8 protein-coding genes are annotated in these 12,486 nt (G+C 66.1%); 6 read left to right on the forward strand and 2 right to left on the reverse strand.

Features of this window, described 5'->3' with window-relative positions; genetic code table 11:
• Positions 1-58: 58 nt before the first annotated feature.
• The 4 genes from N4S67_RS23255 (at position 59) to N4S67_RS23270 (ending at position 6,264) form a co-directional block, all read left to right on the forward strand.
• Positions 59-3,328 (forward strand): BTAD domain-containing putative transcriptional regulator, encoded by a 3,270-nt coding sequence (locus N4S67_RS23255; RefSeq protein ID WP_260995405.1) that lies wholly within the window; start codon positions 59-61, stop codon positions 3,326-3,328.
• Between the two features lie 545 nt (positions 3,329-3,873).
• The gene (locus N4S67_RS23260) at positions 3,874-4,983 is read left to right on the forward strand and encodes a coiled-coil domain-containing protein (RefSeq protein WP_260995795.1); all 1,110 of its coding nucleotides are present in this window, start codon (positions 3,874-3,876) and stop codon (positions 4,981-4,983) included.
• 120 nt (positions 4,984-5,103) lie between these two features.
• Positions 5,104-5,541, forward strand: coding sequence for a hypothetical protein (locus tag N4S67_RS23265; RefSeq protein WP_260995406.1), 438 nt, complete (start codon positions 5,104-5,106; stop codon positions 5,539-5,541).
• 111 nt (positions 5,542-5,652) lie between these two features.
• Positions 5,653-6,264, forward strand: coding sequence for a hypothetical protein (locus tag N4S67_RS23270; protein WP_260995407.1), 612 nt, complete (start codon positions 5,653-5,655; stop codon positions 6,262-6,264).
• A 56-nt stretch (positions 6,265-6,320) separates the two neighbouring features.
• On the opposite strand, the gene N4S67_RS23275 is transcribed toward N4S67_RS23270, so the two are convergent.
• Positions 6,321-8,873, reverse strand: a complete 2,553-nt coding sequence (locus N4S67_RS23275; RefSeq protein ID WP_260995408.1) for a DEAD/DEAH box helicase — start codon at positions 8,871-8,873, stop codon at positions 6,321-6,323.
• Between the two features lie 529 nt (positions 8,874-9,402).
• Between N4S67_RS23275 and N4S67_RS23280 the strand changes: the two genes are divergently transcribed.
• On the forward strand, positions 9,403-10,122 hold the full coding sequence (locus N4S67_RS23280) for an alpha/beta fold hydrolase (RefSeq protein ID WP_260995409.1): 720 nt from the start codon (positions 9,403-9,405) through the stop codon (positions 10,120-10,122).
• 89 nt (positions 10,123-10,211) lie between these two features.
• Positions 10,212-11,018, forward strand: coding sequence for a class I SAM-dependent methyltransferase (locus N4S67_RS23285; protein WP_260995410.1), 807 nt, complete (start codon positions 10,212-10,214; stop codon positions 11,016-11,018).
• Positions 11,019-11,053: 35 nt separating this feature from the next.
• Here N4S67_RS23285 and N4S67_RS23290 read toward each other — a convergent pair whose 3' ends face one another.
• Entirely contained in the window at positions 11,054-12,451 is a 1,398-nt protein-coding gene (locus N4S67_RS23290; protein WP_260995411.1) for an NAD(P)/FAD-dependent oxidoreductase, read from the reverse strand.
• Positions 12,452-12,486 lie beyond the last annotated feature (35 nt).

The raw sequence follows: 12,486 nt of genomic DNA on the forward strand, positions 1-12,486 counted from the left end.
TTTCGCGACGCGTCCCGTTCGCCGGACATTTCGAGTCTGCTGGTGAAGGCTGTAGTGCGTGGCAACGGAGTTCCGGTTGCTCGGCGAGGTCGAGGCGTGGTCGGACGAGCAGCGCCTCGACATCGGCACGATGCGGCAACGGTGTGTGTTGGCGGCGCTGTTGGTCGACGTCAACCGTCCCACGACGACGGATCAACTGATCGCTCGAATCTGGGCTGATGATCGGCCGCACCGCGCTCGAAATGCACTGGCGGGTTACGTGTCTCGTCTTAGGCGTGTGATCACGACCGGGGGTGATGTCGAGATAGGCCGCGCGTCGGGTGGCTATGTGATGAAGGCCGACCCCGCATCGATTGATCTGCATCGCTTCCGACAGTTGGTTGCTGCCGCACGCGCGACAGCTGATCCTGGCGATGCTGATCGTCTGTTTCGCGAGGCGTTGCACCTGTGGCGCGGTGACCCGTTCGTTTCGCTTGACACCCCGTGGGTGAACGATGTCCGTACGTCGCTGGAAGCCGAACGGGTCTCAGTGGTGCTCGACGCCAACGATTCCGGCCTGCGCGCCGATCGTCACGGTGAGCTTCTGCCAGCGATCGCCGCGATGGCGCAGAATCATCCGCTCGACGAACGGGTTGCCGGGCAGCTGATGCTCGCCCTGTACCGGTGCGGCAGGCAAGCTGATGCGCTCGAGACGTTCCGCGTGATGCGTGACCGGCTCGTCGAGGAGTTGGGCGTTGATCCCAGCCCGGCGCTGCGCCGGGTGCATCAGCAGATCCTGGACGGCGTTCCTGAAGCTGCCTCTCGAGCGCCGGTCAGGACGCCGCCCGCCCAGCGCAACGTCGGCGGCGAACCGATCCACTCGACCCCCCCGACGCCTCCTACCGTATTGACCAGGTACCGCCCGCCGACGGCATCGAGGCCGCTGGTAGAACGCACCCGCTTGATCGACACCTTGCGCACAGGAGGCCCCCGACGTCTCTTGGTGATCCATGGTGGCGCGGGGTTCGGCAAGACCACACTGGCCACACAATGGCGCCATGTCCTGGTCGCGGAGGGCGTCATCGTCGCGTGGCTCACGATCGACGGTGACGACAACGACGTGGTGTGGTTTCTGGCACACCTGATCGATGCGGTCCGCACCGCGCTGCCCACGCTCGGGGAGGACCTGCGGCAGATTCTTGCGCTCCGCGGCGCCGAGGCAGAGCGCTTTGTGCTCACGTCGCTGATCAATGAGATCGATGCGCTCGGTAGACGGACATGCGTCATCGTCGACGACTGGCATCGGGTCACCGACGCCTCGACGATCGGGGCGCTGGAGTACCTGCTCGACCACGGCGGCGATCAGCTCCAAGTGTTGGTCACCACGCGCAGTCGAACCGGGCTGCCGATCGGACGTATGCGCGTACGCGACGAATTGGTCGAAATCGATGCGGCCACTTTGCGGTTCAATGTCGCCGAGGCACGCGCGTTTCTTGTGGACGTGTGCGGGTTGGCTCTGGACGAAGCGGATGTGGCCAACCTCGAACAGACGACGGATGGGTGGGTCGCGGCGCTGCAGCTTGCGTCGCTGTCGCTGCGGGGGCAGGGCGACCCCGCCGCGTTTATCAGCCGAATGTCGGGGCGCCATCACATGATCGGCGAGTATCTGGCCGAGAACGTGCTCGACTCGCTTGAACCGGAGATGCTCGACTTCTTGCTGACGACCTCGCTCACCGAGCGGGTCAATGGCGATCTGGCGTCCGCATTGGCCGGCGTCGGCAACGGCCAAGCACTGCTCGAGGCTGCCGAGGACCGCGACCTGTTTCTCCGCAGACTCGACGACGAACGGGAGTGGTTCCGCTACCACCAGCTGTTCGCCGAATTCTTGCAGCGCCGGCTGCAGCGAGACCAACCCGAACGCATCACGCGCCTACATGCGATCGCGTCGCGCTGGTTCGCCGACCACAAGCTGCTGCGCGAGGCCATCCACCACGCGGTGGCTGCCGGTGAGGATCAGCGTGCAGTCGAGCTGATCGAACTGCACGGCACCGACGTGCTCCAACACACGCAGATGTCGACGTTCCAGGCGCTGATGTCGAACCTGCCGTCGCACATCGCGGCGCTAAGTCCCAGACTTCAACTCACGCTCGGGTGGGCGGACTCGCTGCTGCGCCCGGCCGCGGCGTATGCCGCGCTCGACGCGTTCGAATCGGCCATCGAACGGCGTTCTCTGCCGGAGTCCGAGCTCCGCGACATGCGGGTAGAGGCGGACGTCCTGCGAGGGGTCTTGAATAGCTGGGCCGACCGCTCCGCCGGGGGCGAGGAACTCGTGACAGACTGCCTGTCGCGTCCGGATTCCCTGCCGCCCTTTCTCGTTGGCACGGCCGTCAATGTCATGTCGTTCGTCGAGATCGCGCGATTTGACTTCGACGCCGCCCGGCGTTGGCAAAGCTGGGGTTGTTCCTACCAGCAGCGAACCCCCGTCCCGTTCGCGAAGATCTACGGGGACGGTCTGAGCGGAACCGCCGCTCGCGAGCAGCTTGACGTCGCGGAGGCCGAGCGTCGCTTCCGCGAGGGACGGTCGATGGCCGAACAGTGCGGCGCTATGAGTTCGCACGCCGCACGTTATGTGAGCGCGCTCCTTGCGGAGGTGTTGTACGAGCGCGGTGAGGTGGCCGAGGCCGAGCGTCTACTCGACGAGTGCCGACAGCACGGACCTGTCGTCGGCCCAGTGGACCTGTTGATCGCTTTGTACATCGTCGGAGCGCGCATCGACGCGGTGCGCGGCAACCCCGAGGACGCCGCCAGCCGCCTGGACGAAGGTGATCAGATCGCTGCGACTCTTGGCCTCACCCGGTTTCGTGCTCACGTGGAGAACGAGCGGACGCGGCTGAAGCTACCCGGCGGCGCAGGGCCGAATGGGAATGCTGACAACGAACCGGTGCCGACCGGAGGACTGGGCGAAATCACCGCCCAGATTCGCGACGAGACCGAAATCCTCAGACTGCTCGATGATCAACCCGACCTCGCCTGCCACCGAGCACAAGCGTGGGTGGAGAGGCTGGAGCCTACGGGCCGTCCGCGCGCGTTGCTGCAGGCGCGACGGCTGCTTGTCGCCGCCATGAATGCTGCCGGGCGAACCCAGGAGGCGAAGCAGACGCTGGCAGTCATTGGCGCTCAATGCGCTGAGCTGGGACTCGTTCGCTACCTGCTTGACGGCGGACCACGGTTGATCGCGCTGCTGTCCGGCCTTCGCGACGACATCGGCAGCGGTCAATGGAATCCGGCATGGCATCCGGTTCCGCGACACTTTCTCGACATCGTTCTCAGCGAGGCGCGAGAGCTCTAGCCGGGACCTTCGAGCGGGTCCCCGAAGTAGCGCTGAGCTGGCTGTTACATGAGTTTCGAATCCGCCCCGAATACGCGGATTCCATCGTTGGTCGGTCGAGAGCTCGCCGGAACAAGCCGGCCGGCAACCAACCGAAGGATCACGCTCATGAAGAAACACACAATGCTCAAACGAGCGACCGCTGCAGCTGCCCTCGCGGCGACACTCGCGACTCCCGCGGTCATACTCACCGCGGGTACCGCCAACGCCAGGCCGATTGAGAGCCCTAACTGCGCAGGCATCGTCCGGTCGATGGACAGCAGCATGCACATGGCCAACGTGGCGCGAGACCTTGGCGACACAAAGGCTGCGCGCGAGCACATGAGGGATGCAGCCCGCGCCAGTGCGAACTACCAGCGACATTGCGTGACGTAAACCGTTGAACCGGCGCCGCCGCGCGGATATGACAGCCGGGTAGACATCGCCGGTGTCAGTTCATACCCTTGCCCGGGACGTCGACAGCAGGGCCGGCATCGGTCCTTGAACGAAGGATCGTGACAAGCCGAATGACCCGGTGGCGCCATTCACTTCGGCGAACGGCGTACGGTTCGGCAGCCGCTGTGCTGATGCTGGCTCTATCGATGGGCGTCGTGACCGCCGACCCGGCCGCTGACGCACTGGCCAGGCTGAATGAGTTGTCCAGCCAGGCGGTGCAGACTCGCGAAGCCGTCACGGTCGCGCAACGCGATTCCGACGCCAAATTGGCCGAGCAGGCAGCCGCCGTTGACCGCCACCGCGCCGACCTGGCTGCCCTCGAGGTCGCCACCGCCCAGTTGCAGCCTTACCAGACCGCTGTCGACCGGATCGCGGCGATGAACTACATGAGCGGGCGCGACGGCCAGGCTGCAGCGCTGCTGACCGCAGCTTCCCCGCAACAGCTGATCGATCAGCTGTCGATGCAACGGACGGTCGGCGCCGGGATGGCCGATCAGTTGGCAGCCTTTCATTCGGTACGCGCGCGCGCCGCCGCCGCCACCCAGGCTTCGGAAAAATCGGCCGCCGACGCTCGCGCAGCAGCCGAGCGGGCCTCCGCGGTGCGCGCAGACCTGCAGGCCAAATGGAGCGAACTGCTGCGCCAAATCGCCGCTGCGGAGGCGCAATACGCGGCGTTGACACCGCAACAGCAAGCGGCGATAGAAAACGCGGTCCCCCCGGCACCGCCGCAGAACCCGCCCGCTCCGCAAGACCCGGCGATCGCCGCGGTGCCTGGCCAACCCGGTGACCCTGCTTCACCCCTCGTAGCGGCCCACCTCGATATCCCGGAGGCGCTGCCCGTCGGCGTCGCGAACGAGGCCGGATTACAGCCCAACACCATCCTCGCCGCGCGCGCTATCAGCGCACGGTTTCCTCAGATCGCGACCATCGACGGGGTCCGGCCGGACTCGAAGCCATGGCATCCACGCGGCCTGGCGATCGACATCATGATTCCCAACGCCGAAAGCCCCGAGGGCATCGCGCTCGGTGACGAAATTCGCGCGTTTGCCTTGGCCAATGCGGCCCGATTCGGGTTACAAGATGTGATTTGGCGTGGCACGTACTACACGCCGGGTGGTCCACAGGCGACGGGTTACGGCTACTACGACCACGTCCACATCACCACGAGGCCACGCCGCTGAGCAGCCCAGCGACGATCACGCAGTTCCGTCTTCACGGGGCGGACGCGACCTCCCGAAGACACTTTCGGCCCCTATCCCCCCACTCGCTAACGCCGTCCCGGTAACCGTCGATACGCAGGCATGACCCCGTTTCGCGCTGCAGGCGCGCTCGCTGTCGCGCTGGCGACGTCCTCGTCGTGGGCCGCAACGGCTTACGCAGACGCCTCAGCACAACTTGCTCGGGTTCCGGTGACCGCGTCCCCGACGTGCGCCGGAAGCGTCAGCGCCGAGGCGCAGGTGACACCGGTCCAGGTCGCCGACCGGGTTGAAAATGGTGTGCGCGTGGCGATTCACTACGACGTCGGCAGCTATGACGGTTCCTGCGCGCTCACTGTGACCGCCGCTTGGACGAATCTCGACACCGGTGCCGCTGGAAGCGGTGACATCACCGCGGTATCGACGATCGACGGGCACTACGGATTCATCGGCTACGCCAACACCACGTTCGAGACGGGCAACGGCACGGTGGTGATCACGCTCAGCTCGCACCCGGACTCCGAGCTGCGCATCACAACCTGACGCTCCGATCGCGTTGCACCTTCGCCGCCGAAGTTGTGATCGGTAGCCGGCCCGCCCCAGCAGTCTGTCTCCGCGTCCCCCCGTAGGGACTACTAACCAGGAGAGGAACAGATGAAATCCACCCGCTTCGGCACCGCCCTCGTCGCTGCAGCTATCGCGGCTTCCGCGTTGATCGGCTGTTCGAAGGTCACGGAGATCAGGGACGTAGCCTCCGAAGCCGCCGAGCAGGTCGTTACGTCGGGCACCGAGCAGATCACCCAAGCCGTCTCGGGGAACTTGTACACCGCCGAAGGTATCGACGCCGCATACTCGGCGATCTCGAAGAAGGTCGGTGCAAATCCCATGCAGGTCGTTGAGGTGACGATCATTCCTGGGGTGCTGACCGTCGAGGCCATCGACCCGAAAGCTCCGACCGAACTCAACCAATGGACTTACACCGCGGGTGCGGTCGGAACCTCCCGTCCCGTCGACTACGGCGACGACACCGAAGCCCTGCAGCAGAACCTGTTCGCCGTCAACGAAGTTGCGTCCGGCGCCATCGCCTCGGCCATCAACGGTGCGGTGGCGGCCAGCGGAATCCAGGGCGGCGAGGTACAAAGTGTGATCATCAAGCGAAACCTGCCGTTCGACGAGAGCGTGACCATGCTCATCAACGTCGAGGGTGAGCGCAGCACCAAGCAGGTGCGCGCCGACGTCGCCGGCCAGGTCACCGACGTCATCTGAGTGCAGCGTTTGCGGCCCGCACCGGAAAGTATCGGTGCGGGCCGCGCCGCTGTGGTTCAGTCCTGACGCCCGGCGTCGACCAGGCGGATGACCGCGACGCCCTCTTCGTCGGACGCCTCCAGATCCACCTCCACGTCGAAGCCCCAGTCGTGATCTCCCGCCGGGTCATCGAGGATCTGGCGCACCCGCCACACGCCCGGCTGCCGGTCGACGATCAGCATCGCCGGTCCCCGTGCGTCGGCACCGATGCCCACGTCGTCATGCTCGTCGAAGTACGCGTGCATGACCTCCTCCCAACGCTCGGCCGTCCACCCGGAGCCGGCGTCCAGTTCTGCAAGGTCGTAGGCGCGGCGACGTGCGAACAGTTCCACCCGGCGGAAGAGCGCATTGCGGACCATCGCGGTGAACGCCCGCTCGTTGCCGGTCAGCGGGCGCGGTCGAGTAGGTACCGCCACCGGCGCGTCCAGCGGCTGGTCGGGGTTTGTGAGCTGCTCCCACTCGTCGAGCAGACTCGAATCTACTTGGCGCACAAGCTCACCGAGCCACTCGACGATGTCGGTGAGCTCCTCGGTCCGCGCGGCAGCGGAAACGCCGGATCGCAATGCCTTGAAGGCATCGGAGAGGTAACGCAGCACCGCACCCTCGGAACGGGTGAGCCCGTAGACGCTGACGAACTCGCGGAACGTGAACGCCCGCTCCCACATCTCGCGCACGACCGACTTCGGCGACAGCTGCGCATCAGCGGCCCACGGGTTGCTCTGCAGGTACACCTGGTAGACGTGCCCCAGCAGCTCGTCGAGAGGCTTGGGATAGGTGATGTCGTCCAGCAGTTCCATGCGCTCGTCGTACTCGATGCCCTCGGCCTTCATCTGGGCGATGGCCTCGCCTCTGGCCATTTTCAGTTGTGCGGCCAGGATCTGGCGAGGGTCCTCGAGGGTCGCCTCTATCACCGAAACAACGTCCAGCGCATAGGTTTCCGAGGCCTGGTCGAGCACGTCGACCGCAGCGAGGGCGAACGTCGACAGCGGCTGGTTGAGGGCGAAGCCGGGCGGCAGGTCGACGGTCAGCCGGTAGCGCCGCCCGTCGGCTGGAACGTTCTGGGGGTCGTCGAGCCGCTCCACCACGCCGGCCTGCAGCAGCGAGCGCGCGATGCCGATCGCCTCGCGGATGAGTTGGCGCTGCCGCTTGCGCGGCTCGTGGTTCTCGGTAAGCAGCCTGCGCATCGCGACGAACGGGTCACCGGGACGAGCGACGACGTCGAGGATCATCGACGTCGACACCCGCATATTGCTGGTCAGCGGCTCGGGGGTCGCCTCGACCAGCCGCGTCATCGTCGACTCGCTCCAGGGCACCATGCCCTCGGGTACCTTGCGGCGCACCAGCTTTCGGCGCTTCTTGGGGTCGTCGGCGACCTTGGCGAACTGTTTGAGGTTCTCCACCTCGTGCTCGGGCGCCTGGACGACGACGGTGCCTGCGGTGTCGTAGCCCGCCCGCCCGGCGCGCCCGGCGATCTGGTGGAACTCGCGGGCGTTGAGCATCCGAGGGCGAATGCCGTCGTATTTCGACAGAGCAGAGAAGACGACCGTCCGGATCGGCACGTTGATTCCGACGCCGAGAGTGTCGGTGCCGCAAATAACTTTCAGCAGGCCCGCCTGAGCCAACTGCTCGACCAGCCGGCGGTACTTCGGCAGCATCCCGGCGTGGTGCACGCCGATCCCATGCCGGACCAGTCGCGACAGGGTCGACCCGAAGGCTGATGAGAAGCGGAACCCACCGATCAACTCTGCGATCGAGGCCTTCTCCTCCTTGGTGCTGACGTTGACGCTCATCAGCGCCTGCGCCCGCTCCAACGCCGAGGCCTGCGTGAAGTGGATGACGTAGATCGGCGCCCGGTGCGTATCAAGCAGTTCCTGGATCGTCTCGTGCATCGGCGTGGTCGCGTAGGAGTAATACAGCGGAACCGGCCGCTCGGCATTGGCGATCAGCGCGGTGGACCGGCCGGTGCGGCGGGTCAGATCCTCGCGCAGAAAACTGACGTCGCCCAGAGTCGCCGACATCAGCAGGAACTGCGCATTCGGCAGTTCCAGCAGGGGCACCTGCCACGCCCAGCCGCGGTCCGGATCGCCGTAGAAGTGGAATTCGTCCATGACGGCGAGCCCGATGTCGGCCGTCGCTCCCTCACGCAGTGCGATGTTGGCCAGCACCTCGGCGGTGCAGGCGATGATCGGCGCGTCATGATTCACCGAGGCGTCACCGGTCAGCATGCCGACGTGGGCTGCCCCGAACACGCCGCAGAGGGCGAAGAACTTCTCGCTGACCAGTGCCTTAATCGGCGCGGTGTAGTAGCTGCGCCGTCCTCCTGCCAGCGCCGCGTACAGCGCGCCGGTGGCCACCAAAGACTTGCCCGAGCCGGTCGGCGTCGCCAGGATCACGTTCGCGCCGCTGACCAGCTCGATCAGGGCCTCCTCCTGGGCCGGGTACAGCACCGTGCCGCCCGCGGCGGCCCACGCGGCGAAGGTGTCGAACAGCTCGTCGGGGTCAGCGCCCTGCGCGCGCAAGGCGGACAGGTCGCTAGGGTCGGCGAGCAAGGGAACGGTAGTACCGGTCATGGTGAACACAGCCTGCCCGAAAGGAACCGTGGCCGCGCGAGGGATGGGCCCAAGTGCAACGAACATGCCCTGCAGACCCGAACTGCGAACCTAGGGCTCAATCACGAAGACCGAGCGCCGGACGGCGTACTCGGAGTCGTAGCGCGCACCTGGTGCGTGACGCGTGTGGGGCGCAAGTTCAACGAGAAGCTCAGCCGTAACCCGATAGGTCTCAGGTGATCACGCCGTAGCCGGCCGCCTCGACCCCGCCCGGAATATTCAGAGGTCCGTCTGTGTAACTAGGAGCGAACCTGACCAGACCGTGTTTCCGAGTGGAACAGTCGCGAGCAAGCGCCTAGCCAAGGAGAGTCCAGATGTCCCGTGCGACGTTGTTCGCTACTCCTGGAATGCGGGCCAAGATCCGAGTCACCGCTGGCCTGTCAAATTAGGGCATGTCGCCATGCGCGCGATGAACACGCCCGACCTACTCAGACTGGACCGCCCGAACGGCCACGTGAGCGCTGAGCGCCGCCCCGGGACGGGAGCTCCGGTGGTGATCGTGCCAGGCGTGATGGCTGACGCGCAGACGTGGCGCCCGGTGGTCGACGCCATTGACCTCCCCAACCCCGTCATCACAGTGAACCGTCGGGGGCGGCTTCCGAGCGGGCCACTCGGACCCGACTACGCAGTCGGCGTCGAGGTCGACGATCTTCGCCACCTGATCACCTCGCTGCGTCAGCAGGTTCACCTCGTCGGTTGGAGCTACGGTGGGCTCATCGCGTTGGAAGCGGCACTGGTCCAAGACGAAGTCTTGTCGCTGATCGCTTACGAACCGGTGGCGCGCCCGTTCGGCACGAAAGCGTTGGCGCCGTTACGAAAAGCCGCCGCGGACAACGACTTCGATCAGACCGTCGAGCTTGTCAACACCATCGTGTCGGGGTTTGCCACCGACTATGTCGCCGAATTGCGCCGCAGCCCCGCATGGCCGGTACTGCGGTCGCTTGCGCGACCCTTAGCCGAAGAACTGGCAGCCATCAATGACTACGAGCCGGCACTGTCCCGGTATCGCCAGCTGAATGTCCCTGTGACGCTTCTCCTCGGCGAGCTGAACGCCGGGCAGGCGCCTTACGGCACCGCATTTGCCGCGTTCGCGGACGCGCTGCCGCAGGCACGCGTCGTCACACTCGGCGGTCAGGGCCATCTGGCCCACGCGCAGGCACCTCGCCAACTCGCTCGCGCAATCACCGACGCTGTCGTCCACGCGGGCTGACCAGCTGCCGTAGACCTACGGGCCGTGGCTCATTTGACAAATCGGCAAGAATACTTGCTGGACCGTTGAATCGACCGCACCATGGGGTCATGGACCAGGATCCGACGACCATCACCGAGCATGGTCAGGCATGGCAGTACGAAGCGGTCGCTGAGCCCATGACCCGACAGTGCATTCCGTCGGCATTCTCGATGGTGGGCGGCATCAGGCCAGGGATGCGTGTTGTGGATATCGCCTCCGGGCCAGGTGGTTTGAGCGTCGCGGCCGCGCAGGCAGGCGCGCAAGTGCTCGCCACGGACATCTCCGAGGACATGGTGGAAAGGGCCGCGCAGCGGTTGGCGTCGTACCCGAACTGCACCGCCAGGGTCGCAGATGCTCACGAGCTTCCTCTCGAAGACGGGTCATTCGACGCGGCGTTCTCGTTGTTTGGCGTCGTGAACGTCCCAGACTGGCGCCGCGCACTGCGCGAGCTAGTCCGTGTCACCCGCACCGGTGGCCACGGCTGCATCAGTACGTGGCGCGATCCATCTGCGGTGGGACCACTGCGCTTTCTCGCCGAGGCGTTGCGCATGACGTTCCCGGATGCGCCCGCGCTTCCCCGGCCCGAGGGCGTCCTCATGCTCCGGTCACCCGAAACGTTTCGGGATGAGATGGCAGCCGCGGGGTTCCACGACGTCGACGTCCGAATTGTCGACGTCGTTTGGTCGGCACGGTCGGTTGACGCGTTTCTCGAGCAGAGCGGTCCGCTCTACGAGCGGATGCCGCCCTACGCCGAGCTGGCCCAGGCCGACCGCGATCGGCTTGTCCCCGCGCTGCGTAGCGTTGCCGAGAAAGCCCGCACCGAAGACGGATTACGGGTCACCGCAACAGCGTTGGTGGGCGCTGGCCGGCGCTGAAGCGACGCGGATTCGATCGGCGGCCCCGGGGCTGTCTAGTCGCTGTCCTTCGAGTTGCGCCCCTGGTGCACCGGCGATTCCCACGTGTACGGCTCTTCGGGATGCCCCGACCCGCCGAGGATGAACGAACGGTCGCTGCGATTGGCCCGCGCGATCGTCGCCATCCACGTTCCGACGGTGCTGAAGCGGTTGCGCACGCCGGTGAGGAACGCGATATGGATGAAGCCCCAGCCGAGCCAGCCGACGACGCCTGCGAGCTTGAGCGGACCGGCCTGCAGGAGTGCGTGGCCACGGCTGATGTAGGCCGCCGATCCGAGATCGCGGTAGCGAAAGTCCTTGCGCCGCCGGCTGTCGAGGTCACGCCGGATGCACGCGGCCACGTGCAGCCCGCCCTGCATGGCGTTCTCCGCAACACCCGGCAGTCCGTCGCGGCCGGCCAGGTCGCCGACGACGAACACCTCCGAATGTCCGGGTACTGACAGGTCAGCGTTCACCGCTATGCGCCCCGACCGATCGGTGTCGGCGCCCAACATCTCCGCGGCGTGCCGCGCGAAAGGCACCGCCTCGACGCCGGCCGTCCACAGCACCGTACGGGCGGCGTAGTCCTTCTTGGAGCCGTCGGCCTTCGAACTCACCGTCACGCCGTCGCGACGGACATCGGTCACCCGCACGCCGTAGTGCAGCTCAACGCCCAACCTCTCGAGCTCCCGCGACGCGCGTTCGGAGAGCGCCGGAGCGAAAGTCTTCAGCACTCGGTCACCACCGTCGAACAGCAGCACCCGCGCGTCCTCCGGGTCGATGCTGTGGAACTCGTTGGCCAGTGATCGGGTTGCGAGTTCTCTTATCTGCCCTGCTAATTCGACGCCGGTGGGACCCCCGCCCGTGACGACGAAGGTGAGCCATTGGTCCCGATCCGGACCGGGTGGCAAGGTCTCGGCTATCTCGAACGCTGCGAACACGCGACGGCGAATACTGAGCGCGTCGTCGAGGGTCTTCATACCGGGCGCCCATGCGGCGAATTCCTCGTTGCCGAAGTAGGACTGACGCATACCCGCGGCGATCACCAGATAGTCGTACTCCAGGTCGAACGTCGATTCGTCGGGACGGCGGGCCGTGACTCGCCGCGCGTCGGCGTCGAGCCGGACGGCCTCGCCGAGCAGCGTCGTGACGTTGCGGTGGTGCTCCAGCTCTTCGCGCAGGGACCGGCTGATCTGACCGATGCTCAACGTTCCGGTCGCGCATTGATAGAGCAGCGGTTGAAACACGTGGCAGGCCGCACGGTCGAGCAGCGTGACGTCCACGTCGACCCGCCCGAAACGGCGCGCACAGAACAGACCACCGAACCCCCCGCCGATGATCAGCACCCTGGGGCGCCCGTTGTGGACTGATCCCGCGCCCGCCTGGGCGGGCTGTACGTCGGCCTCGCGCCTCATGATCAAGCCGTACCCGTTCCAGCGGAGTAAACCAC

The sequence above is a fragment of the Mycobacterium deserti genome (genome assembly GCF_025345615.1).
Lineage (GTDB): Bacteria > Actinomycetota > Actinomycetes > Mycobacteriales > Mycobacteriaceae > Mycobacterium > Mycobacterium deserti.